The 22,402-nt window shown below is 60.7% G+C and carries 22 protein-coding genes, 1 tRNA gene and 1 pseudogene; 10 read left to right on the forward strand and 14 right to left on the reverse strand.

What is annotated here, in order from left to right; translation table 11 throughout:
* Positions 1-43: 43 nt before the first annotated feature.
* Entirely contained in the window at positions 44-994 is a 951-nt protein-coding gene (gene trxB / locus AAHM40_RS20720) for a thioredoxin-disulfide reductase (protein ID WP_342246326.1), read from the reverse strand.
* 265 nt (positions 995-1,259) lie between these two features.
* On the opposite strand from trxB, the gene ftsK reads away from it, so the two are divergent.
* The 6 genes from ftsK to cysG all read left to right on the forward strand — a co-directional run bounded on the left by ftsK (position 1,260) and on the right by cysG (position 8,847).
* Complete coding sequence (ftsK, locus tag AAHM40_RS20725; protein WP_342246327.1) at positions 1,260-3,668, forward strand: DNA translocase FtsK; 2,409 nt, start codon at positions 1,260-1,262, stop codon at positions 3,666-3,668.
* Between the two features lie 29 nt (positions 3,669-3,697).
* The gene (gene lolA, locus AAHM40_RS20730; protein ID WP_342246328.1) at positions 3,698-4,324 is read left to right on the forward strand and encodes an outer membrane lipoprotein chaperone LolA; all 627 of its coding nucleotides are present in this window, start codon (positions 3,698-3,700) and stop codon (positions 4,322-4,324) included.
* Positions 4,325-4,336: 12 nt separating this feature from the next.
* A complete protein-coding gene (locus AAHM40_RS20735; RefSeq protein WP_342246329.1) occupies positions 4,337-5,659 on the forward strand; it encodes a replication-associated recombination protein A in 1,323 nt (440 codons plus the stop codon).
* Entirely contained in the window at positions 5,659-6,033 is a 375-nt protein-coding gene (crcB, locus tag AAHM40_RS20740) for a fluoride efflux transporter CrcB (RefSeq protein WP_342246330.1), read from the forward strand. Before AAHM40_RS20735 ends, crcB begins: the two co-directional genes overlap by 1 nt.
* 16 nt (positions 6,034-6,049) lie before the next feature.
* Positions 6,050-7,330: a serine--tRNA ligase gene (gene serS / locus AAHM40_RS20745; RefSeq protein ID WP_342246331.1), complete on the forward strand. Its 1,281-nt coding sequence runs from the start codon at positions 6,050-6,052 to the stop codon at positions 7,328-7,330.
* A 122-nt stretch (positions 7,331-7,452) separates the two neighbouring features.
* Positions 7,453-8,847 (forward strand): siroheme synthase CysG, encoded by a 1,395-nt coding sequence (cysG, locus tag AAHM40_RS20750; protein WP_342246332.1) that lies wholly within the window; start codon positions 7,453-7,455, stop codon positions 8,845-8,847.
* On the opposite strand, the gene AAHM40_RS20755 is transcribed toward cysG, so the two are convergent.
* The 7 genes from AAHM40_RS20755 to AAHM40_RS20785 form a co-directional block, all read right to left on the reverse strand.
* A complete protein-coding gene (locus tag AAHM40_RS20755) occupies positions 8,832-9,845 on the reverse strand; it encodes a glutathione S-transferase family protein (protein WP_342246333.1) in 1,014 nt (337 codons plus the stop codon). The two genes, cysG and AAHM40_RS20755, sit on opposite strands and share 16 nt — an antisense overlap.
* Positions 9,846-9,930: 85 nt before the next feature.
* Complete coding sequence (locus AAHM40_RS20760; protein WP_342246334.1) at positions 9,931-10,914, reverse strand: glycosyl transferase family protein; 984 nt, start codon at positions 10,912-10,914, stop codon at positions 9,931-9,933.
* On the reverse strand, positions 10,911-11,246 hold the full coding sequence (locus AAHM40_RS20765; protein WP_342246335.1) for a TusE/DsrC/DsvC family sulfur relay protein: 336 nt from the start codon (positions 11,244-11,246) through the stop codon (positions 10,911-10,913). The genes AAHM40_RS20760 and AAHM40_RS20765 overlap by 4 nt, the downstream gene beginning before the upstream one ends.
* Positions 11,243-11,545, reverse strand: coding sequence for a sulfurtransferase complex subunit TusB (gene tusB / locus AAHM40_RS20770; protein WP_342246336.1), 303 nt, complete (start codon positions 11,543-11,545; stop codon positions 11,243-11,245). Before tusB ends, AAHM40_RS20765 begins: the two co-directional genes overlap by 4 nt.
* Complete coding sequence (tusC, locus tag AAHM40_RS20775) at positions 11,545-11,901, reverse strand: sulfurtransferase complex subunit TusC (protein ID WP_342246337.1); 357 nt, start codon at positions 11,899-11,901, stop codon at positions 11,545-11,547. The genes tusB and tusC overlap by 1 nt, the downstream gene beginning before the upstream one ends.
* 1 nt (position 11,902) lies before the next feature.
* Positions 11,903-12,295, reverse strand: a complete 393-nt coding sequence (gene tusD / locus AAHM40_RS20780; protein WP_342246338.1) for a sulfurtransferase complex subunit TusD — start codon at positions 12,293-12,295, stop codon at positions 11,903-11,905.
* A gap of 114 nt (positions 12,296-12,409) precedes the next feature.
* The gene (locus AAHM40_RS20785; protein WP_342246339.1) at positions 12,410-13,078 is read right to left on the reverse strand and encodes a Bax inhibitor-1/YccA family protein; all 669 of its coding nucleotides are present in this window, start codon (positions 13,076-13,078) and stop codon (positions 12,410-12,412) included.
* A gap of 127 nt (positions 13,079-13,205) precedes the next feature.
* Between AAHM40_RS20785 and AAHM40_RS20790 the strand changes: the two genes are divergently transcribed.
* Positions 13,206-13,295 (forward strand) — tRNA-Ser (locus tag AAHM40_RS20790).
* A gap of 117 nt (positions 13,296-13,412) precedes the next feature.
* On the opposite strand, the gene AAHM40_RS20795 is transcribed toward AAHM40_RS20790, so the two are convergent.
* The 6 genes and pseudogenes from AAHM40_RS20795 to cax all read right to left on the reverse strand — a co-directional run bounded on the left by AAHM40_RS20795 (position 13,413) and on the right by cax (position 19,523).
* A complete protein-coding gene (locus AAHM40_RS20795) occupies positions 13,413-14,480 on the reverse strand; it encodes a tyrosine-type recombinase/integrase (RefSeq protein WP_342246340.1) in 1,068 nt (355 codons plus the stop codon).
* A 1-nt stretch (position 14,481) separates the two neighbouring features.
* Positions 14,482-14,718, reverse strand: coding sequence for a DUF4224 domain-containing protein (locus AAHM40_RS20800; protein ID WP_342246341.1), 237 nt, complete (start codon positions 14,716-14,718; stop codon positions 14,482-14,484).
* A 763-nt stretch (positions 14,719-15,481) separates the two neighbouring features.
* Positions 15,482-16,180 carry an XRE family transcriptional regulator gene (locus AAHM40_RS20805; RefSeq protein WP_342246342.1) on the reverse strand — a complete coding sequence of 233 codons (699 nt, stop codon included), beginning with the start codon at positions 16,178-16,180 and terminating at the stop codon, positions 15,482-15,484.
* A gap of 225 nt (positions 16,181-16,405) precedes the next feature.
* On the reverse strand, positions 16,406-16,738 hold the full coding sequence (locus AAHM40_RS20810) for an SOS response-associated peptidase family protein (RefSeq protein ID WP_342246369.1): 333 nt from the start codon (positions 16,736-16,738) through the stop codon (positions 16,406-16,408).
* Positions 16,739-16,845: 107 nt separating this feature from the next.
* Positions 16,846-18,424 (reverse strand): annotated as a pseudogene (locus tag AAHM40_RS20815) (SulP family inorganic anion transporter).
* 25 nt (positions 18,425-18,449) lie between these two features.
* Positions 18,450-19,523, reverse strand: a complete 1,074-nt coding sequence (gene cax, locus AAHM40_RS20820; protein WP_342246343.1) for a calcium/proton exchanger — start codon at positions 19,521-19,523, stop codon at positions 18,450-18,452.
* A gap of 242 nt (positions 19,524-19,765) precedes the next feature.
* Here cax and AAHM40_RS20825 point away from each other — a divergent pair, with 242 nt between their 5' ends.
* The 3 genes from AAHM40_RS20825 (at position 19,766) to AAHM40_RS20835 (ending at position 22,388) form a co-directional block, all read left to right on the forward strand.
* The gene (locus AAHM40_RS20825) at positions 19,766-19,975 is read left to right on the forward strand and encodes a hypothetical protein (RefSeq protein WP_342246344.1); all 210 of its coding nucleotides are present in this window, start codon (positions 19,766-19,768) and stop codon (positions 19,973-19,975) included.
* A 191-nt stretch (positions 19,976-20,166) separates the two neighbouring features.
* Entirely contained in the window at positions 20,167-21,657 is a 1,491-nt protein-coding gene (gene arcD, locus AAHM40_RS20830; protein WP_342246345.1) for an arginine-ornithine antiporter, read from the forward strand.
* Between the two features lie 68 nt (positions 21,658-21,725).
* Entirely contained in the window at positions 21,726-22,388 is a 663-nt protein-coding gene (locus AAHM40_RS20835; RefSeq protein ID WP_342246346.1) for a VIT1/CCC1 transporter family protein, read from the forward strand.
* The last annotated feature ends 14 nt before the right edge of the window (positions 22,389-22,402 follow it).

The raw sequence follows: 22,402 nt of genomic DNA on the forward strand, positions 1-22,402 counted from the left end.
GGGGGGGGGGGGGGGGGGGGGCCGGGGAGGCCCGCCTGGCCTGTCAGTTGTCGTCGAGGAATTTTTCGGCGTCCAGTGCGGCCATGCAGCCCGAGCCGGCGGAGGTGATGGCTTGGCGGTAGACATGGTCGGCAACGTCGCCGGCTGCAAATACGCCCGGGGTGCTGGTGAGTGTGGCATTGCCTTCGAGGCCGCCCTGGACGATCAGATAGCCGTCGCGCATTTCCAGCTGACCCTGGAACAGATCGGTGTTCGGCTTGTGGCCGATGGCAATGAAGACGCCGGCCAGCGGCAGCTCCTTGATGCTGCCGTCCGCAGTGCTCTTCAGGCGCACGCCGGTCACGCCGGTGTTGTCGCCCAGCACTTCATCCAGTGTGTGGTTCCAGTGCAGGCGCACATTGCCATTGGCGGCTTTTTCGAACAGCTTGTCCTGGAGGATCTTTTCGGAGCGCAGCTTGTCACGGCGGTGGATCAGGTGCACTTCCTTGGCGATGTTGGACAGGTAGAGGGCTTCCTCTACTGCGGTGTTGCCGCCGCCGACCACGCAGACCACTTGGTTGCGATAGAAGAAGCCGTCGCAAGTGGCGCAGGCGGAAACGCCCTTGCCAGCGAAAGCTTCCTCGGACGGCAGGCCGAGATACTGGGCCGAGGCGCCGGTGGAGATGATCAGGGCGTCGCAGCTGTAAGTTCCGCTGTCACCCTTGAGGATGAAGGGGCGCTTCTGCAACTCGGCGGTGTGGATGTGGTCGTAGACAATCTCGGTGTCGAAGCGCTCGGCATGTTTTTGCATGCGCTCCATCAGGGCGGGACCGGTGAGGCCTTCGATGTCGCCCGGCCAGTTATCCACCTCGGTAGTAGTGGTCAGTTGGCCGCCGGGCTGGATGCCGGTGATGACCACTGGCTTGAGGTTGGCGCGAGCGGCATAGACGGCCGCGGTGTAGCCCGCCGGGCCGGAGCCCAGGACGATCAATCGGGAATGCTTGACTTCACTCATAAAAAGGCTCCATAAGTCTTTGTCACAAAAGAGAATGCATGCTCCAATTGAGCATTACGCAAATCGTTGGCGGCTATGCTACACCGAAGCGCGAGACGTCGCCAAAACGCCGGAGCGACAATCCGTTCCCGCATGGCGTCGCGCGGGCAAATCCGTACAATGGGCCACGTTCCGAATGGGTTGGAGCCCGTGATGGCGCACTGCCAGCGGACTTTCACCCTCGACCGACTCTTGAACGCGCCGCGGGCGCAGGAAAAGACGCGTTTTGAAGAATTCCACGACCAGAGCCCAGATCCCTGTCTGGCGCCAGCAATTGCATTATCGCCTCAAGGAAGGTGCGTTGATCGCGCTAGGCGCAGTCTGCCTCTACCTGTGGATGGCGTTGCTCACCTACGATTCCTCAGATCCGGGCTGGACCCACAACAGTAACGTCGAACAGGTGCAGAATGCTGCCGGCCGCCTGGGTGCCTGGTTCGCCGATATCCTGTTCATGGCCCTTGGCTATTTCGCCTATGTTTTTCCGCTGCTGCTGGCGATAAAGACGCTGCAAGTCTTTCGTCATCGCCATGAGCCCATTGACTGGAGCGGCTGGTTGTTCTCCTGGCGGCTGATCGGGCTGGTGTTTCTGGTGCTGTCCGGCTCCGCGCTGGCCGATATCCACTTCCAGGACCACGCCGGGCTGCCGGCCTCTGCCGGTGGCGCCCTGGGCGAGAGTCTCAGTCATCTCGCGGTCAACGCGCTGAATGTGCAGGGCAGCACTTTGCTGTTCTTTGCACTCTTCCTGTTCGGCCTGACCGTGTTCACCGACCTGTCTTGGTTCAAGGTCATGGACTTGACCGGCAAGATTACCCTTGACCTCTTCGAACTCATCCAGAATGCCGTCAACCGTTGGTGGAGCGCGCGTCTGGAGCGCAAGCAACTGGTGGCCAAGTTGCGTGAAGTCGATGTGCGTGTGAACGAAGTCGCCGCGCCGGTCGTGCCTGACCGCCGCGAGCAGGCCAAGGTCAAGGAGCGCCTGATAGAGCGCGAAGAAGCCCTGACCAAGCACATGACCGAGCGCGAGAAGCGCCCAGCGCCAGTGATAGCGCCGCCGCCGCCGCCCAAACCTGCCGACGCGAGCAAGCGTGTGCAGAAGGAGAAGCAAGCTCCGCTGTTCGTCGATACGGCCATCGAAGGCACTCTGCCGCCCATTTCCATTCTCGATGCGGCCGAGAAGAAGCAGAAGAGCTTCTCTCCGGAGTCATTGGAGGCCATGTCACGCCTGCTGGAAATCAAGCTGAAGGAATTCGGTGTCGAAGTGATCGTGGAATCGGTCCATCCAGGCCCAGTGATCACCCGCTTCGAGATTCAGCCGGCCGCAGGTGTGAAGGTCAGCCGCATCTCCAACCTGGCGAAAGACCTGGCCCGCTCCCTGGCGGTGATCAGCGTCCGCGTGGTGGAGGTGATTCCAGGCAAGACCACCGTTGGTATCGAGATACCCAACGAGGATCGCCAGATCGTGCGTTTCTCCGAGGTGCTTTCTTCGCCTGAATATGACGACGCCAAGTCGCCGGTCACTCTGGCCCTGGGCCATGATATCGGTGGCAAGCCGATCATCACTGACCTGGCCAAGATGCCCCACCTGTTGGTGGCGGGTACCACTGGCTCCGGTAAGTCAGTGGGCGTGAATGCCATGATCCTGTCGATTCTGTTCAAGTCCACGCCCGAGCAGGCGCGGATGATCATGATCGACCCGAAGATGTTGGAGCTGTCCATCTACGAAGGTATCCCGCACCTGCTTTGCCCGGTGGTTACCGACATGAAGGAGGCTGCCAACGCCCTGCGCTGGAGCGTTGCCGAGATGGAGCGGCGCTACAAGCTGATGGCCGCCATGGGAGTGCGGAACCTGGCGGGCTTCAACCGCAAGGTGAAGGATGCCGAGGAAGCAGGGACGCCGTTGACCGATCCTCTCTATCGCCGCGAGAGCATGGAAGACGAAGCGCCCCTGTTGAAGACACTGCCAACCATCGTGGTCGTTGTCGACGAGTTCGCCGACATGATGATGATCGTCGGCAAGAAGGTCGAAGAGCTGATCGCCCGCATCGCCCAGAAGGCACGTGCCGCCGGCATCCACCTGATCCTCGCCACCCAACGCCCATCGGTGGATGTGATCACTGGTCTGATCAAAGCCAACATCCCGACTCGCATGGCGTTCCAGGTGTCCAGCAAGATCGACTCGCGCACCATTCTCGATCAGGGTGGTGCGGAGCAGTTGCTTGGCCACGGTGACATGCTTTACCTGCCGCCGGGCACAGGCCTACCGATTCGTGTCCATGGCGCTTTCGTTTCCGACGATGAAGTCCATCGTGTGGTCGAAGCCTGGAAGCTGCGTGGTGCCCCGGACTACATCGAAGACATCCTTGCGGGTGCGGATGAGGGGGGTGGCGGCTTCTCCGGTGGCGAGGGCGGCGAAGGCGGAAGCGAGGGCAGCGAGGACGACCCGCTCTACGACGAGGCCGTACGCTTCGTGACCGAAAGCCGTCGCGCATCGATTTCTGCAGTTCAGCGCAAACTGAAGATTGGCTACAACCGCGCCGCGCGCATGATCGAGGCGATGGAAATGGCCGGGGTGGTGAGCCCCATGAATGGCAACGGGTCGCGCGAAGTCACTGCGCCGGCACCGGTGCGAGACTGAACCGAAACGGATTTTTGACGAGGATTTCCATGCGACTGATCCGCATGCTCTTGGTGGCTGTACTTGGCCTGGCGGCCCTGAACGTCCACGCCGACGACAAGGTGGCCATCAGCCGCCTGACCGAAATGCTGAACAAGGCTCAGACCATCAGTGGTCGTTTCTCTCAGCTGACCCTGGATGGTTCCGGCACTCAACTGCAAGAAACTTCCGGCGAACTCTCGCTGAAGCGGCCAGGTCTGTTCCGCTGGCATACCGATGCGCCGATGGAGCAATTGCTGGTGTCCAACGGAGAGAAGGTGTGGCTGTACGACCCAGACCTGCAGCAAGTGACCATCCAGACTCTGGATCAGCGCCTGACCCACACTCCGGCGCTGCTGCTGTCCGGCGATGTCTCGAAGATCAGTGAGAACTTCGACATCACACACAAGGAGGGCGGTGACGTGGTGGACTTCATCCTCAAGCCCAAGGCCAAAGACACTCTGTTCGACACCCTGCGCCTGTCGTTCCGCAACGGTGTGATCAACGACATGCAGCTGATCGACAGCGTCGGACAGCGCACCAATATCCTCTTCCTTGGGGTCAAGATGAACCAGGCAATCGATGCCGCGCAGTTCAACTTCAAGATCCCGGAAGGCGCCGACGTCATCCAGGAATAATCTGTAACGCCCATGGACCTCTTCCGCTCCGAACCCATCGCCCAGCCTCTGGCGGCGCGCCTGCGTGCTGCCAGCCTGGATGAGTACGTAGGTCAGGAGCACTTGCTGGCACCGGGCAAGCCCCTGCGTGAGGCGTTGGAGCAGGGCGCACTGCACTCGATGATCTTCTGGGGGCCGCCCGGGGTCGGCAAGACGACCCTGGCCAAGTTGCTGGCCCAAGTCACCGATGCCCACTTCGAAACCATTTCTGCTGTGCTCTCCGGGGTCAAGGAAATCCGGCATTCGGTTGAAATTGCCAAGCAGCAAGCTGCTCAGTATGGGCGCCGTACCATCCTCTTCGTGGACGAGGTGCACCGTTTCAATAAGTCCCAACAGGACGCCTTCCTGCCCTATGTGGAAGACGGCACCCTGATTTTCATCGGTGCTACCACCGAAAATCCGTCCTTCGAGCTCAATAACGCTCTGCTTTCTCGGGCGCGTGTCTATGTGCTGAAAAGCCTGGATGAGGCTGCCCTACGCAAGCTGGTGGCGCGTGCGTTGAATGAGGACAAGGGGCTTGGCATGCGTAAACTGAGTCTGCCGGACGAGAGTTTTTCCATTCTGATGGCTGCAGCGGATGGTGACGGTCGACGCCTGCTCAACCTGCTGGAGAATGCCTCCGACCTCGCCGAAGACGGCGGTGAGATTGGGGTGGAGTTGCTGCAGAACCTGCTGGGCGATAGCCGTCGCCGCTTCGACAAGGGCGGGGAGGCGTTCTACGACCAGATTTCCGCCCTGCACAAGTCGGTGCGTGGGTCTGATCCGGATGCTGCGCTTTACTGGTATGCACGCATGCTCGATGGCGGCTGTGATCCGCTCTATCTCGCCCGGCGTGTGGTGCGGATGGCCAGCGAAGACATCGGCAACGCCGACCCTAGAGCCCTTGGTCTGTGCCTGTCGGCCTGGGATGTGCAGGAGCGTCTTGGCAGCCCCGAAGGCGAGTTGGCGGTTGCCCAGGCGATTACCTACCTGGCCTGTGCACCGAAGAGCAACGCTGTCTACATGGCATTCAAGGCCGCTATGCGCGATGCCGCTGAAAATGGCTCGCTTGAAGTGCCGCTGCACCTGCGCAATGCACCGACCAAGCTGATGAAACAACTGGGTTATGGCGAGGAGTACCGTTACGCCCACGACGAGCCCGATGCTTACGCGGCGGGGGAGGACTATTTTCCCGAGCAGCTTGAGCCCCGCCAGTACTACCAGCCGGTGCCCCGTGGCTTGGAGCTGAAGATCCGTGACAAGCTGCAACATTTGCATAACCTCGATCGCAACAGCCCCTGGCAGCGGAGAAAATAGTGATCGGACTGATTCTGGCCGTCTCCGTCGGTGGTGTGGCGGGCACGCTGCTGCGATTCGCTACGGGCAATCTGGTCGCAACCTACTGGCCACGGTACTTCTACGCCGGTACCCTTGCGGTCAATATCGTCGGTTGCTTGCTGATCGGCTATTTATATGGCTTGTTCCTGTTGCGCCCTGAAGTGCCGCTGGAAATCCGTTCCGGCCTTATGGTGGGGTTCCTGGGCGGCCTGACGACCTTTTCATCCTTTTCCCTCGACACGCTGCGCCTGCTGGAAAGCGGCCAGCTGCCACTGGCCATTGGCTATGCAGCGTTGAGCGTGCTGGGTGGCCTGCTCGCCACTTGGGCTGGCCTGATACTGACGAAAATCTGAGAGACGAGAACCTGACATGCTCGATGCCAAACTGGTCCGCACCCACCCACGGGATATCGCGGAACGCCTTGCCACCCGCGGCTTTGAACTGGATGTAGCACGCCTAGAAGCGCTGGAGAACCAGCGCAAGTCCGTGCAGACCCGCACCGAACAGCTGCAGGCCGAGCGCAATACCCGTTCCAAGTCCATTGGCCAGGCCAAGCAGCGCGGCGAAGACATCGCACCGCTGCTGGCCGATGTGGACCGCATGGGCAGCGAGCTGGAAGAGGGTAAGCGCGAACTGGAGAGCATCCAGGTCGAGCTGGATAACCTGCTGCTGAATATCCCGAACCTGCCCCATGAGTCCGTTCCGGTAGGCGAGGACGAGGAGGGCAATGTTGAAGTGCGCCGCTGGGGTACCCCACGCAACTTCGATTTCGAGGTCAAGGACCACGTAGCCCTGGGCGAGCAGTATGGCTGGCTGGACTTCGAAACCGCCGCCAAGCTTTCCGGCGCCCGTTTCGCCCTGCTGCGTGGCCCTATCGCGCGCCTGCATCGTGCCCTGGCGCAGTTCATGATCAACCTGCACGTCACCGACCACGGCTACGAAGAGGCCTACACGCCTTACCTGGTTCAGGCTCCGGCACTGCAGGGCACTGGTCAGCTGCCGAAGTTCGAGGAAGACCTGTTCAAGATCTCCCGTGAAAACGAGGCGGATTTCTACCTGATCCCGACTGCCGAAGTGTCCCTGACCAATATCGTCTCCGGCGAGATCGTCGATGCCAAGCAACTGCCGATCAAGTTTGTTGCCCATACACCGTGCTTCCGCAGCGAAGCTGGTGCATCGGGTCGCGACACTCGCGGCATGATCCGTCAGCACCAATTCGACAAGGTGGAGATGGTGCAGATCGTCGAGCCGTCCAAGTCCTTCGAGGCTCTGGAAGGTATGACCGCCAACGCCGAGCGTGTGTTGCAACTGCTCGAGCTGCCGTACCGCGTGTTGGCTCTTTGCACTGGCGACATGGGCTTCAGCGCCACCAAGACTTACGACTTGGAAGTCTGGGTGCCTAGCCAGGATAAGTACCGTGAGATTTCTTCCTGCTCCAACTGCGGCGACTTCCAGGCCCGCCGCATGCAGGCGCGTTACCGCAACCCGGAAACCGGCAAGCCCGAACTGGTACATACCCTGAATGGCTCCGGCCTCGCCGTCGGCCGTACCTTGGTCGCTGTGCTGGAGAACTATCAGCAGGCTGATGGCAGCATTCGCGTGCCCGATGTACTCAAGCCCTACATGGGTGGCATCGAAGTCATCGGCTGATTGCCCGCCCCCTGCCAGGCAGGGGCAATGGAACGCCCAACCGCCCGCGTCGCAGCCAGGCTGCACGCGGGCGGTGACCGTTAAAGCTCCACCTCCACCCGTTATTGCTAGAAGGCGCTGCTATGGATTTCCTCCCGCTGTTCCACAATCTTCAAGGGCGCCAGGTGCTCGTGGTCGGTGGGGGCGAAGTGGCCCTGCGCAAGGCGCGTCTGCTGGCGGATGCCGGTGCGCGTCTCCGGGTGGTCGCGCCGCAGATCGACGCGCAATTGCTGGAAATGGTCGAGCAGAGTGGCGGTGAATCCCATTTGCGCGGGTATCAGGATGTGGACCTCGATGCCTGTGTGCTGGCAATTGCCGCCAGTGATGATCAAGCGTTGAATGCCGAAGTGTCGGGCCAGGCTCAGGCGCGCGGCATTCCCGTCAACGTGGTGGATGCCCCCAAACTCTGCAGCGTGATCTTTCCTGCTATTGTCGACCGTTCGCCGCTGATTGTTGCGGTTTCCAGCGCCGGTGACGCCCCCGTCCTGGCGCGGTTGATCCGTGCCAAGATCGAGACCTGGATTCCCGCCGCTTACGGTCAACTGGCCGGGTTGGCGAAGAAGTTCCGCAACCAGGTAAAGACCTTGCTTCCTGATGTGCAGCAACGTCGGGTGTTCTGGGAGGAGGTTTTCCAGGGGCCAGTGGCCGAGCGCATGCTGGCCGGGCAGGGCGCTGAAGCTGAGCGTTTGCTGGCTGAACGAGTTGCCGGCGGCGCTCCCAAGGCCCTGGGTGAGGTTTATCTGGTGGGGGCGGGGCCGGGTGATCCCGACTTGCTGACCTTCCGCGCCTTGCGCTTGATGCAGCAGGCAGATGTGGTGCTCTACGACCGTCTCGTCGCGCCGGCCATCATCGAACTCTGCCGCCGTGATGCCGAGCGCATCTATGTAGGCAAACGCCGCGCCGACCATGCCTTGCCTCAGGACGAAATCAATCGCCTGCTTATTGAACAGGCCAAGCTGGGTAAGCGGGTACTGCGGCTTAAGGGAGGCGATCCTTTCATCTTCGGTCGAGGTGGCGAAGAGATCGAAGAGCTGGCAGCCAATGGTATTCCCTTCCAGGTCGTGCCCGGCATCACTGCTGCTTCCGGTTGCTCTGCCTATGCGGGTATTCCGCTGACTCACCGCGACTATGCGCAATCCGTGCGTTTCGTCACCGGCCACCTGAAGGATGGCAGTTGCGATCTGCCCTGGAGAGATTTGACCGCACCTGGCCAGACTCTGGTGTTCTACATGGGCCTGGTGGGTCTGCCGTTGATTTGCGAGCAACTGATCAAGCATGGTCGCGCGGCCGAAACTCCGGCTGCGTTGGTGCAGCAAGGCACCACCAGCCGCCAGCGCGTATTTACCGGCACGCTGGCCAACCTGCCGCAACTAGTGGCTGAGCACGAGGTCCACGCGCCCACCCTGGTGATCGTGGGCGAAGTGGTAACCCTGCGGGACAAGTTGGCCTGGTTCGAGGGCGGTCAGGCCGGGGTCTGATCATTCAACGCCACTGGCCGTGCTTTCAGATGCCCGCGACCATGGGGGCGGCTGAAGTCCTGTATTGGACCCAGAGGCACCACTCCCGTGGGATTTATGGTGCGATGGCTGGCGTAGTAGTGGTGCTTGATATGGGGGAAGTTCACCGTCTCTGCTACGCCCGGCCATTGGTACAGCTCGCGCAGCCAACCTGAGAGGTTGGGGTAATCCTCCAGGCGCCTCAGGTTGCACTTGAAGTGGCCGTGGTAAACGGCGTCGAAGCGGATCAAGGTGGTGAACAGACGCCAATCCGCTTCTGTGACTCGCTCACCCGTCAGGTAGCGTCGTGTTTCCAGCAGTGCATCCAGTTGATCCAGTTCGTCGAACAGGGCGTGGAAAGCCTCATCGTAGGCATCCTGGGTAGTGGCGAAGCCCGCGCGATAGACGCCGTTGTTTACGGCCGGGTAGATACGTTCGTTGAGCGCATCGATCTCGGGACGCAGTGCTTGCGGATAGAAGTTCAGGTGGTTGCCGGTCAGGTGATCGAAGGCGCCGTTGAACATCCGGATGATCTCGGATGATTCATTGCTGACGATGCTGTCGGTCTGCTTGTCCCACAGCAGCGGTACTGTCACACGGCCGCTGTAGTCGGAGCTGTCCCGCGTATAGCGCTGGTGCAGGTACGCCAGCCCGTCCAGCTTGTCTCCGGTCGAGCCGAACTGCGGGTCGAAGGTCCAGCCTTGCTCCAGCATCAGCCAGCTCACCACCGATACGTCGATCAGTGATTCCAGGCCCTTCAGCTTGCGGAAGATCAGGGTTCGGTGTGCCCACGGGCAGGCCAGGGACACGTAAAGGTGATAACGGCCCGATTCGGCGGGGAAGCCGCCGATACCTGAAGGGCCAGGCGAACCGTCGGCAGTGATCCAGTTCCGTCGCCGCGCGCTTTCACGTTGAAAGCGGCCGTCCTTGGCGGTGTCGTACCACTTGTCATGCCATTTTCCATCGATCAGCAGGCCCATGGTCGGTCTCCGAGGTTGGGTTCTGGAGCCAGTTTATCGGCGACGCTTCGATGGAAAAGCGCAAATTGGTGGTTCTAATGATCAGTCAGATCGATATCTTGCGTTCCGCCCAGAGTTGATCAGCGTTGGCAAAGGCCTCTTCTCGTACTGAGCCCAGGCCGCGCAGGGCAAGCGCCATAGTGGAGCGAACGGCCAGGCGGCCGTAATCATCCTCGCATTCGCCGCGCCATACGGCGACCAACTGGTTGGCGTCCAGGCTGTCCGGCTTTACGTGGCGTTGCGCGGAGAGCGGCGGCCATTCTTCGTCCCAGGCGTCGCCATCGGTGGTTCCGTATAGGTGGCAGGTGCCATCGGGATTGACTTCGATCTCACCACCTTCCCCCTTGATCACGATGGCGTGATCGCCCAGGAGCTGGCTGGCTTCGCGGTGTTCCGCCTGGTAGCCCGGGTGGAAGATGCTCTGTAGGCCGCAGCGAGCGCCGAGCGGATTCAGGATGCGGGCAAGGGAGTGGATGGGCGAGCGCAGGCCAAGCGTGTTACGCAGGTCGATCATGCGTTGCAGTTGAGGTGCCCAGGCGCCCAGCGGAATGAATGCCAGTCGGCGCTCGTCGAGGGCATTGGCTACTTCTTGCCAGTCTTGGCAAAGCGGAATGTCCAGCAGTTCCAGTAGCTGTTCACTGTAGAGACGGCCGGCCGTATGGGCGCCGCCACCGTGGAGCAGGATGCGCACACCGCTGTCGGCAAGCGCCTTGGCAGCCAACAGGTACCAAGGCAGATGGCGCTTTTTACCGGCGTAGCTCGGCCAATCCAGGTCGACGGGAATGTGTGGTGCCAGATTGCGTTGTCGGAAGGCTTCGGTGAAGCCGGCCAGTTCCTCGGCGTTTTCTTCCTTGTGCCGCAGGAGCATGAGGAAGGCGCCGAGCTGAGTGTCTTCAACTTCGCCGTCGAGGAGCATGCCCATGGCTTCGCGGGCTTCCTCGCGGGTCATATTGCGTGCGCCGCGCTTGCCCTTGCCGAGTATTCGGACGAATTGGGCGAAGGGATGTTCCGGTGGGGTGACGAGATTCATAGGCAGTTGGTCGGCTTCGGTAGGCCGGCGAGCTTGGCGGCAAGCTTGGCCGGTGCGCCTTTGAAGAGGCGATTGAGGTGCAGACTGTTACCCTTGTCCGGGCCGAGCTTCTGCGCCACGTACTTGACCAGCGGACGGTTGGCCGGAGAGAGCTGGAACTCGGTATAGAAAACGCGCAGCAGCTCGATGATTTCCCAGTGCTCCGGCTGCAGTTCCAGTTCTTCGCGGGCAGCCAGGGCATTGGCCACCGCAGGACTCCAGTCAGTCAGCTGCTGAAGGTAGCCGTCCTTGTCCAGCGGGATGCTGTGGCCTTCGATCAGCAATTCGCTCATAGCCAACTGTTCACCTTGTCGTAGTGACAGCACAACGCGACGAAAGCCGGGTAATCCACTGCGTTCAGGCGCTCCGGCAGGTCAGTCAGGGTGCGGGCGTCCAGGTCTTCCGCGAGTGCATGCAGGGTGACGGAGTCGGGCATCAGTTCCAGAGCCTGTCGAGTGATGCTGCCAGGTTGAAGGGCATAGACGGCATCGCCGCTGAGCAGCAGGCCGTCACCAGCTCCCAGCAGGCGCAGGCAACTGCCCATCCGGCTGTCGGAAAAGGGAGAGTGAGAGAGGATGTGCAGGGTGGCCATCAGAGAGTGAGCACCTGGTCGTAGCGGTCGATAAGGGTGGTCAGGGCGCTGTCGTCGAGGACATCTACCGTGAGGTTCAGGGCGGCACTTTCCAGGCCACGCTCCTGCAGGCTGCGCGCAGAGGCGTAGAGCGACTCCACGCCGAACAGGGAGAGCGCCTGGAGGTTGGCGGTCAGGTCCTTCTGCTCGAGTGCCGTCGGCTGCTGCTGGGCGACGAGTTGGAAGACCCCGTCGTCGAGGAACAGTAAGCCGAGGGGCAAATCGAAGGCGCCACCTGCAAGGGCGATGTCCAGCGCTTCGCGGGCGCCGGGGCCGCTCCAGGGCGCCTGGCGACTGATGATCAGCATGGATTTCATCTCAGTTGCCTCCGAAGCTGACCAGGCGGTCGGCCATCTGGGCAGCTTCATGAAGCTGGCCCAGGCCGGACAGCTCCCAGCCTTCGGCCAGATTCGCTGCCGGCCGTTCATAGCGCTGCGCTTCTTCTTCGTTCAGCACGCCGCGGCGCAGTGCCGCTGCAATGCAGACCACGCCGTCCAACTCGTGCTTGCGTACGAATTCGCTCCATTCCGCGGAGAGGTTGGGTTCATCTTGCGGGGCGACGACATTGGCGGAGGCGCTATGTACACCATCCTGATAGAAGAACAAGCGGACGATTTCGTGCCCGCCGGCCAGACAGGCTTCAGCGAAGCGCAGGGCGCGACGCGAGGAGGGCGCATGGGGTGGCGCAAAGAGGGCGATGGCGAATTTCATGGTCGCTCGGATGACGGGAAAACTGCTGGAATGATACGGCCAGACGCGTTCTTTTTCCCGCCCGGACAGAAAAAAGCCCGCCGAAGCGGGCTAGTCCGAGGAGTTGGTTGGCGATCAATCGTCGCTGCTGAATATGCCAACCAGTTGCAGCAGGCTGATGAACAGGTTGTAGATGGAAACGTACAGGCTGATGGTGGCCATGATGTAGTTGCGCTCGCCGCCATGGATGATGGCGCTGGTCTGGTACAGGATGCAGACCGACGAGAACACCACGAAACCAGCGCTGATCGCCAGTTGCAGGCCGCTGATGTTGAAAAAGAAGCTGGCCAGCATGGCGCCGATCAGGACGAAGAATCCGGCGGTGATGAAACCACCAAGGAAGCTCATGTCCTTGCGGGTGGTAAGCACGTATGCCGACAAACCGAAGAACACCAGGGCGGTCATGGCGAAGGCTGAGCTGACCACCTCGCCGCCGTTGGGCATGCCGAGGTACATATTGAGGATCGGCCCCAGGGTGTAGCCCATGAAGCCGGTCAGCGCGAAGGTGGACACGAGACCCCAGGCCGAATCACGCAGCTTCACGGTGATGAAGAACAGCCCGTAGAAACCGATCAGCACGACAAAGATGCTGGGGTAGGGCACGCGCATCTGCTGGGCGAAGTAGGCAACCAAACCGCTGAACGCAAGGGTCAGGGCCAGAAGCCCGTACGTGTTGCGTAGGATGCGGCTGACTTCCAGCTGCTCCGCCTGCGCAGGGTTGAGGGCAAAGTTCTGTTCGTTCATCGCGACACTCCCGAGATTGGTTTCCGTGACCTTGGTCAGACCTGGATATTATCAGAGGCGTGAGAAGGGCCAAATGCAAGAGTTTGACAGCGTGTTGCGTTCCGGTACTATGGCGCCCCGCGCAAGCGGAGGTGTGGCCGAGTGGTTTAAGGCAGCGGTCTTGAAAACCGCCGAAGGGGAGACTCTTCCGTGAGTTCGAATCTCACCGCCTCCGCCATCTTATAGCTGAAAGCCCCGGATTCCGGGGCTTTCGCGTTTCTGAGGTGTTCCCATCCTGTTCCCATCGGTCACTTGTGGTTTCCGCAACTGTCTGGATCGTTTCCGCAACTAGACCTTAGCGAGTCGGGTCCACGACCTCGCCAACGCGGCGATATACGGTTTCAGTGATCCGCTTATCGGTGTGCCCGAGCAGCTTGGAAGCGCGGCCCAGGTCCTCGATTTCGCTTGCGGCCTTGGGACGGATGTCGCGGAACTGGAACTGGCGGATAGCAGCGGCCAGTTGATCGTCCAGATTCTCCTGGGCGGTGGCGATTGCCTTCAGCCGGGCATCGTCAAAGCGAATTCTTAGCATGGGGCCGGTCAGGCGCCGGCCATCCTCAGTGGTGATCAGATAGGGGCCTCGGACGTGCCGTTCTTGGCGTTGTCGCTTCAGGCGATCGATCAGTTCGCCCAGGGCGTTCACTTCTCCACCGGATTCCAGCCTGATCCGAAGCTTTTTCGATGTTTTCCCTTGCGATACAAGCAAAAAACCTCCCTGAATATCTGCTTCCCGCATCGCCAGGACATCACTCGGCCGCTGGCCAGTCAGGTAGGCAAGGTCCATGGCGGCCCGCAGCTCACTGACGGCCTTGTCGTATACGGCCGTCCAGACCTCCCGTCCTGCGTAGTAGTCCCGCGGGGTCTCCTTGTTCTTCCGCACCCCAGCCGCCGGGTTCTCCTTCTCAGTGACGCCCCATTCGCGTGCAATGTTGTAGATGTGCGACAGCAGGGATATTTCCCGGTTGGCACGCACCTTGGCTGACCGCTGGTCCCGATACTGGGCAATGATCTGGGGCGTGACGGCGTCCACCGGGGCCTCGGAGAAGGCTATCCGGAGTTGCTTCAATGACAGCAGGTTGTCCCGCTGCGTCCGCGACGCCTTCGCCGGGATGATTTCCCGCTCGTACCGGTCAAACACATCCCCTAACCGCCGCAGCGTCTTGGGCACTGGCTTCACATCCAGCTTGGCCCATTCCACTTTCGCAAGGTCGAGGTCCGTGCCCAATGGGACCTCCTTGCGCTTCCCGTTTTCGTCCCGCCCATCGTAGTAGTACCCCACCCAGACCTTACCGCTGCGCAGTTTCCGCACACGGCGAATCATCCTTGGCGGCAAATCCCTGTTGGATGGTCCCTTGGGCCGCATATCAGCTAACTTTTGACAGATCGAGGCTCCACGGTACTTCCGTGGCGTTAGTGGCGTTGGGTCTGACGCCGGCTAGCCGCAGGCGGGCGTAGATTCGCCCCACGACCGGCTTTCCTGCCGCGTTGAGCTCGTATTTCCAGTGATGGCTTTTCAGCCACGCGATCTGCTTACTGGCGCGCTTGGCGCAAATTAGTGTTGCCAGCTCGTCCTCAGAGAGGAACTCAGAAACCTCAGACATAGCAAAATTCCTTTTCGTTGACTCTCGCCGGCATCTGGTGAGCTCGCGGTTACGGCTCGACGTGTCGAGCTCTATCCCGAGCTTGTCGCAGTGCCAGAGGTTCAGCCGTCAGTTCAACTACTTCATAAAGCGCCTGTCCGTATGGGTGTTACGTAGGGTGTGTTCAACAGGTGCCGATGGCAGCTGGGAATTTCGCATCTACGGACTGGGACGGATTGCTCCGACAGGCACTACTAGATTTCCCAGATGCCAACCTGGGGATGGCATCGAGGAAATCGGTGTTACTCCCGCGTTCGCCTACTGGGCTTCTGCAACCCGCGGGTCTTGCGTCTGGATGTCGTGATGAACCGCGTCGCCGGCGTGCCGCGCGTTGCAGTCAATTCGGTTCCTCTTTCGGCACGGTTACCCGCCACCTGCCTGGGCGATGATTTCTTTCCATACGTTGTCTTCTTCATCACTGCTGTTTTATCGAGTAGATATCCACGGTCTCAGCGGGCTCGAGTCCAGCGGCAGTGATGCAAACCCTCAGCGCGTCGCTTCCAGAAAAGCGCGGCAGCTTTGAGCCTGGCCGGCTACCAGAGGCCGGCGTGGGATCCCAATTTGTAAAAGAGCGGGCGCCAATAACGGCGTCTGCTCAGGCTAAATTTCAGGCGTTAATCTGTTCAAGGGTCTATGAGTGAAAAAAATAAACTTCTGAAACTTCCTCGCCTCAAGGTAATCGATTCGTACAAGAAACACTGCTCATAGAGGACTATTTCAGCGATCACCTGCGAGGTGAAGGCCGTAAAGTGGACCACCAAAAGACACGGCCGAGTATTGTGATATGGGTGAACTCCTCGCAAGAGAGGAATTCGTCAGGGTATTCAGTCGAATTCTCGCTACGAAATCGGATGCCACCGCCCGGCAGCTTATAGAGGTACTTCACGCGCAGCATTCCCGCTTGGTCGAAGGCGTATATTTCCCCGTCGACGACGCGTTTGAATGACAAATCGAAAGCTATGGGTGCACCCTCTAGGATCAGCTTCTCCATTGAGCGGCATGTGATTTTGGCGATAGCTGCGCGAGAGGGTTCAATGCCCGCAGCCTTGAGCACTTCTCTAGAAAATCGCAGTTTTTTGTCTGGAGCTTCTACGACCTCCATGAGGCCGCCAGAGGCCTCAAGGTCAAACTCCGTGTAGCAGGTTTCCTTTGTACTAGGGTCACTACATGCGGCTACGACGCCTATCACGCCTTCTTGCTCTGAGAGTGGTGGGTCTTTCTGCGGTCCAGTACCTGAAGAGAGCCACTCCACCCGAAATCCTGTGGCTTTCGCAAGGCTGTAGAGATTGTTATCCCGAATTGCTGTTGGCCCAGTAGTCCAATGGGTTACTGCAGCAGGTGTTACATGACAAATCCTGGCAATTTCGTTCTTCTGCTTGCCACTCTGCCAAATGGCGTATCGAATGCGCTCGTGTATTTCCATGTCCCTAAGCTTTGGTCGGCTAACGTCATGCGAAAATGAATCACAATATTCCGTTTAAGTGGTGCTTTAATTAATAAATAATTAGGCAGGCGCTCTGCGTCTATTGGCCTGGAAATTTTTGAAAAATCTCACAAGGCTAATTTATAGTTTATTAAGTGTATGGAAGAGAACTTAGCGACGCTTCAGGTTGAAAGTCAGACACGAGATCGCAGAGGACGGAAATTGTTACTCGATAGCAGGCCCCGCTACCAGTTCCAGGAGCTCTGGATAATCATTTCGGGTGTTGCCGACTTCTGTTGAAACCGGGTGAGCGGCGAAATCCTCGCGACTCAGTGCTATCGCCCTGTGTACCTCTTGGCTGCCGGTGCTCTGCGAAAACCAGAACTCAAACTGTTCCGGCGCCAGAATGACCGGCATTCGATGATGGATGGCAGATGCCGGGCCTGTGGCATCTTTCGTCAGCAGCGCGCAGGAGACCACGTCTTGTCCGTCGGGTCCGGCCCAGGTCGACCAGATTCCGGCGATGGCCAGTCGACTGTTGAAGTGAAACCTGGCTATCTCGGCCCCAACCCGGAAAGCTTGAGATAGCCAGGGCGCATCCCCGTACTGGGGACGTCAATAAGCAGAGTCGCACCAGCCTTTGGGTGCTTTAATTCCACGGCCCGCTAAGGCGTCCATTTGACCCCGTGATCTTCGAGGTAGGCATCCACAGCTGCCCCGACCGTTGGTTGAAAGACATTGAATCCAATGCGGTCGAGCACTTACAGGTTGCGGAGTTTGTCTTTCACTGGGTCTTTCATCTCGGCAAAGCGCAACTCGGTTCCTCCCGTTCGCAGGGTTTGCTCCAACTCGACGAGCATATCTGCCGAGGTGACGTCCACGCTGGTAACCGGCTCCGCCGCCACCACCAGCCGACGTACTGGCGTCGGGGACTGTACCACGGCCTCAAGAACACAATTCTGGAACAGCTCGGCATTGGCGAAGAACAACGGTGCATCCCAGCGGAACAGCACCAGCCCAGGCATCAGGCGAGCGTGAGGGTAGCGGGCGATGTCGTGGAAGCCGCGAATGCCGTCGACACGGCCGAGCATGGCGTAATGCGGGCGCCAGCCATCCCAGAGAAATTCGATTACCGCCACCAGCACGGCGAGGCCGATACCCGGCACTGCGCCCAGCACCGCAACGCCGGCGAAGCAGGTGATCGATAGCCAGAATTCCCACTGTTGGATGCGATAGATGCGCTTGAGGTCCTTGAACTCGAACAGGCCGATGGCGGCGGCGATCACCACCGCAGCCAGGGCAATGTTGGGCAGGTCCTGGAGCAGGTCTGGTGCCAGCAGCAGGAGCAAGGCGACACCCAAGGCGCCGAACACGCCGGTGAGCTGGGTACGGGAACCAGCCGTCTCGGCCACAGGCGTACGCGACGAACTGCTGCTGATGGGGAAGCCCTGGAACAGGCCGGCAGCCAGGTTGGCAGCGCCGAGGCCGACCATTTCCTGGTTCGGGTCCACCGGGCTTCGGGTCCTGGCGGCATAGGTGCGCGACAGTACGCTGGTGTCGGCGAAGGACACCAGGGCCACGGCGAATCCGCCTACCAGCACTGTCATCAGGTCGCCCGGCTGTAGCCAGGGGAAAGCGAATTCCGGCAGCCCTTGCCTTGCTCATCGCCAGGATTTCCCGCAGCGGGCCGGTGCTGTCGACCGAGACGCCGAACAGCTTAGGCGTCTGGCTGATCAGCACGGTGAAGGCGATGCCGTTCATGTAGTCGTAGCGGATCGGTTTGGAGAGGAGTTCGGTGATGAAACCCAGGCGCAGCAACCCGGCGCCGATGCACACCAGCCCGGAGACCAGCGCCATGGCGCTGGCAATGGAGATAGCGCGCATCGGGTCACCGCTGGACAGCGGCAGCACCTCGGCCAGGATGATGGCCGCCAGCGCTGAGTCCGGTCCCAATACGAGGATGCGACTGGGCCCGAACAGCGCGTAGGCAAGCAATGGCACGATGGTGGCGTACAGACCGTAGATGCCCGGCACGCCCGAAGCTTCGGCGTAGGCGATACCCACTGGTACCAGCATGGTCGTCAGCACCAGCCCGGCGACCAGGTCCTTGGATAGCCAGCCGGCCTGGTACTCCCGCAACAGCTTCAATCCGGGCAACCAGCGCCGCCAGTCTGCCCGGGCCGTCATGGTGGGACGGGGCGGTCGGTCAGGCGTCGAAGGCGGGTTGGACGACGTGTCGTTCATGAGGGCTCCGGTGGCGTATAGACCCTCAAGAGATCGACGGGTCCGGGGTGAAGAAGAAAGCCAGGGCAAGGATCAGATAGACAGCCAGCAACTGTACGCCCTTGAGCCAGTCCGAGCGTCCGTCGCCAGCTACCTGGCCAGTGATCAGCACAGCGAGCAGCACGCTCAGCACCAGGCCTCCGGAAAAGGCCAGGTCCATCGGCGCCGGGCCCAATACTTGGCTGGCCAGCACTAGAACGGGTGCGACGAACAGTGCCACCTGGACACTGGAGCCGATGGCAATCGAAAGCGAAAGGTCCATGCGGTTCTTCATTGCGGCGGAGATGGCCGAAGCATGCTCGGCTGCGTTGCCAAGGATGGCCACCACGAATACACCGACGAAGAGGTTGCTCAGCCCCAGTTGCCGGGCGCTGGGTCCGATGGCGCCCACTAGGATTTCGCTGATCCAGGCGATCATCACGGTCGCTAAGCCAAGCACGAGTAGAGCCTTGCCCATAGGCCAGATTGCAGACTGCTCATGGGGTTGCTCGGTTGTCGGTGAACCGGCGAACAGGTTGCGGTGGGTGACCAGGGAGAACACCAGGAAGAGTCCGTAGACGAGCAGCAAGACCAGGGCGATGTACAGACTCAATGACTGGAGTCCACTGGGTGCGCGGGCGGCAATGGCGGCGTTGTATGCAGCGGGCAGGATCAGGGCAATGCTGGCGAGGGTCAGCAGGGTCGCCTGGGAGCGCGCTCCTGAGGCGTTGTATTGCTGCTCGGTGTGGCGCAGTCCGCCCGCCAGCATTGCGGCGCCCAGTACCAGGAGGATGTTGCCGACAATCGAGCCGACTATGGAGGCTTTCACCACGTCATGCAGGCCGGCCCGCAAGGCGCTGAGGGCGATGATCAACTCCGTGGCGTTGCCGAAGGTCGCGTTGAGGAGGCCCCCGACGCCTTCGCCGGAGCGCTCGGCCAACTGTTCGGTCGCACGGCCCAGCCAGCCTGCCAGGGGAAGGATGGCAAGCGCGGCGGCGAGAAACACCAGCAGATGCTGCTCCGCCGCGAAGAACTCCAGCAGGATGGCGATTGGGAGGAAGATCAGCATCCAGTTGAGCATCGGGACCTTCCTCGCGCTGATACGAATTGATCCTTGGGATCGGAACTCCTTAAGAATGGCCCGCGATCCTTGCCTCGTCTAAAGGATTGCTGCGTTTCACTGAGGGGCGCCAAAAAATACCCGAAGCGCGATGCTCAATGCTCGCCCCCTCCAGGCTACGTCTCACCCGGGCTTGCACCATCCAGAGAGCGGCTACACTCGGAGTACCTTGCCCTCGCTTTCCGTTTTCTTGGGAGCGCCAATTGGACCTGTCCATAGAGTCGGCCACACGGGACGACAGGCCCGTGTGGCTGGTGCATGCCTGTGGCATGACCTTCACCTTCGTGGAGCGGGCCTCTGCGGCGGCCTTTGCGGCCAAGCTGGAGGAGCGGGTGGACGCCGCGCACTGTCTGCCACGAGAGACACAGCAACACTGGGCAGCCGAGCACTACCGCATGCTGCGCGGCTCGTAGCTATTGCTTGAATATCAGAATGACGATTCCCGGCTGCGGGGGCGCGAGTTGGACTGAACCAACGCCCAGCAGTGATACATGCAGTCTGTTCGGTGGCGTGGACCACTCGAAGGGTCATGCTGTGCGATTGCGACCATTTCTAGTTGGCCGGCCAATTACTTGAGCGATGCCGTTTTGGCAAGGAGCTTTACATGGTCGATTCAACCAGCAATGTGCACCTGGGCAATCAGGCTGAACCCGGTAAACAGACACAGGTCGCCGCCTCCAGCGACAAGTTGAAGCTCGGGGCGCTGATCGCCCTGGTCGTCGGCTCCATGGTCGGCGGAGGCATCTTCTCACTACCGCAGAACGTTGCAGCGAGTGCCAGCGCAGGCGCCACCCTGATCGGCTGGTTGATCACCGGCGTCGGCATGCTGATGCTGGCATTCGTGTTCCAGACCCTGGCCAACCGCAAGCCAAAGCTCGACGGCGGGGTGTATGCCTACGCCAAGGCCGGATTCGGCGACTACATGGGTTTCTCCTCGGCCTGGGGCTACTGGATCAGCGCCTGGATCGGCAACGTCAGTTACATGGTGCTGCTGTTCAGCACCCTCGGCTTCTTCTTCCCCCTGTTCGGCGAGGGCAACACGCTTGCGGCCATCATCGGTGCCTCGGTGCTGCTCTGGCTGCTGCACTTCCTGGTGCTGCGAGGTATCAAGGAAGCCGCCTTCATCAATACCCTCACCACCATTGCCAAGATGGTGCCGCTGGCGCTGTTCATCGTCATTGCTGCCGTGGCGTTCAAGATGGATGTGTTTACCAGCGATTTCTGGGGTGCAGGCAACAGCGACCTGGGCACGGTGATGAACCAGGTGCGCAGCATGATGTTGGTGACGGTCTGGGTGTTCATCGGCATCGAAGGGGCCAGTATTTTCTCTGCCCGTGCGGAGAAGCGCAGCGACGTCGGCAAGGCGACGGTGGCTGGCTTCGTTGGCGTGCTTCTGCTGTTGGTCCTGGTGAACGTGCTGTCCCAGGGGATAATGGCCCAGGCGCAATTGGCTGGTTTGAAGAACCCGTCCATGGCCGGGGTACTGGAAAGCGTGGTGGGACACTGGGGGGCGGTGCTGATCAGCGTCGGCCTGATCGTTTCCCTGGCCGGTGCGCTACTGTCCTGGACCCTGCTTTGCGCCGAGATCCTCTTCGCCAGTGCCCGTGACCACACCATGCCGGAGTTCCTGCGCAAGGAGAACGCCAACCAGGTTCCGGCCAACGCCTTGTGGCTGTCCAATGGGCTGATCCAACTGTTCCTGATCATCACGCTGTTCAACAGCTCCACCTACCTCAGCCTGCTGTACCTGGCCACCTCGATGATCCTGGTGCCGTACTTCTGGTCCGCCGCCTACGCCTTGCTGTTGGCATTCCGTCACGAGACCTATGAGCAGGCGCCCGGGGAGCGTGGCAAGGATCTTGTGATTGCGCTGATCGCCGTGCTCTATGCCATCTGGCTGGTGTATGCCGCGGGTGTGCAGTACCTGCTCCTGTCAGCGCTGCTTTATGCGCCAGGGGCGATCCTGTTCGCCAAGGCCAAGCGCGAACTGGGGCAACCGGTGTTCACCTCGGTAGAAAAAGTGATCTTCGTGGTGGTGCTGATCGGCGCGCTGATTGCCGGATATGGCCTTTACAGCGGCTTCCTCAGCCTCTGACGCCGGTCTCCCGTGGCGGACGGCGTTACCCGTTCGCCATGGCCGGCTCGAGTTTCGAGGAGATCGACATGGATAGACCCGGAGACGAATCCCGGCAGAGAGTGCTCGACCCCGTGGACCGCGCGACCGAAGTGATTTTCGGACTACTGATGGCGATGACCTTCATCGGGTCACTGAGCGTAGCCACCTCAGGGCGTGAAGAGGCGCGGACCATGCTGATCGCGGCCTTCGGCTGCAACCTCGCGTGGGGGCTCGCCGATGCTGTCATCTACCTGCTGCGTACCTGGACCGAGCGCACGCGTAGCCGAACGCTCATGGCCCGCTTGCAGGGGGACGCCGATCCGGCCAAAGGCCGGGCCCTGATCGCCGACGCCCTGCCGCCGCGCATTGCCGAAGCAGCGGCCCCGGATGGGCTGGAGATGCTGCGTCTGCGTTTGCTGCTCAATGCGGACAAGCCTGTTGGCTCGCGGTTGGCTTTCGAAGACATCAAGGGTGCCTTGGGTACCTTCCTGCTGGTGGTGCTGGCGACCTTTCCTCCGGTGATTCCGTTCCTGCTGATCGAAACCACAGGAGTGGCAATTCGTACCTCCAATCTGGTGGCAATGGCGATGCTGTTCCTCAGCGGCTGGTTGCTGGCTCGCTACTCCGGCGGCAGCACCTGGGCAACGGGCGCTGCGTTGGCGTTGGTAGGAACAGCGTTGCTCTTCGCGATCATCGCGCTGGGCGGGTGAGATCGACCGGGGAA

The sequence above is a fragment of the Pseudomonas sp. OTU5201 genome (genome assembly GCF_038440135.1).
Classification (GTDB): Bacteria; Pseudomonadota; Gammaproteobacteria; order Pseudomonadales; family Pseudomonadaceae; genus Metapseudomonas; species Metapseudomonas resinovorans.

Excerpts from the sequence above, each read along its gene's own strand:
- trxB (WP_342246326.1), bottom strand. The coding sequence starts at position 994 with ATGAGTGAAGTCAAGCATTCCCGATTGATCGTCCTGGGCTCCGGCCCG.
- lolA (WP_342246328.1), top strand. The coding sequence starts at position 3,698 with ATGCGACTGATCCGCATGCTCTTGGTGGCTGTACTTGGCCTGGCGGCC.
- AAHM40_RS20735 (WP_342246329.1), top strand. The coding sequence starts at position 4,337 with ATGGACCTCTTCCGCTCCGAACCCATCGCCCAGCCTCTGGCGGCGCGC.
- serS (WP_342246331.1), top strand. The coding sequence starts at position 6,050 with ATGCTCGATGCCAAACTGGTCCGCACCCACCCACGGGATATCGCGGAA.
- cysG (WP_342246332.1), top strand. The coding sequence starts at position 7,453 with ATGGATTTCCTCCCGCTGTTCCACAATCTTCAAGGGCGCCAGGTGCTC.
- AAHM40_RS20755 (WP_342246333.1), bottom strand. The coding sequence starts at position 9,845 with ATGGGCCTGCTGATCGATGGAAAATGGCATGACAAGTGGTACGACACC.
- AAHM40_RS20760 (WP_342246334.1), bottom strand. The coding sequence starts at position 10,914 with ATGAATCTCGTCACCCCACCGGAACATCCCTTCGCCCAATTCGTCCGA.
- AAHM40_RS20765 (WP_342246335.1), bottom strand. The coding sequence starts at position 11,246 with ATGAGCGAATTGCTGATCGAAGGCCACAGCATCCCGCTGGACAAGGAC.
- tusB (WP_342246336.1), bottom strand. The coding sequence starts at position 11,545 with ATGGCCACCCTGCACATCCTCTCTCACTCTCCCTTTTCCGACAGCCGG.
- tusC (WP_342246337.1), bottom strand. The coding sequence starts at position 11,901 with ATGAAATCCATGCTGATCATCAGTCGCCAGGCGCCCTGGAGCGGCCCC.
- tusD (WP_342246338.1), bottom strand. The coding sequence starts at position 12,295 with ATGAAATTCGCCATCGCCCTCTTTGCGCCACCCCATGCGCCCTCCTCG.
- AAHM40_RS20785 (WP_342246339.1), bottom strand. The coding sequence starts at position 13,078 with ATGAACGAACAGAACTTTGCCCTCAACCCTGCGCAGGCGGAGCAGCTG.
- AAHM40_RS20795 (WP_342246340.1), bottom strand. The coding sequence starts at position 14,480 with ATGCGGCCCAAGGGACCATCCAACAGGGATTTGCCGCCAAGGATGATT.
- AAHM40_RS20800 (WP_342246341.1), bottom strand. The coding sequence starts at position 14,718 with ATGTCTGAGGTTTCTGAGTTCCTCTCTGAGGACGAGCTGGCAACACTA.
- AAHM40_RS20805 (WP_342246342.1), bottom strand. The coding sequence starts at position 16,180 with ATGGAAATACACGAGCGCATTCGATACGCCATTTGGCAGAGTGGCAAG.
- cax (WP_342246343.1), bottom strand. The coding sequence starts at position 19,523 with ATGCTCAACTGGATGCTGATCTTCCTCCCAATCGCCATCCTGCTGGAG.
- arcD (WP_342246345.1), top strand. The coding sequence starts at position 20,167 with ATGGTCGATTCAACCAGCAATGTGCACCTGGGCAATCAGGCTGAACCC.
- AAHM40_RS20835 (WP_342246346.1), top strand. The coding sequence starts at position 21,726 with ATGGATAGACCCGGAGACGAATCCCGGCAGAGAGTGCTCGACCCCGTG.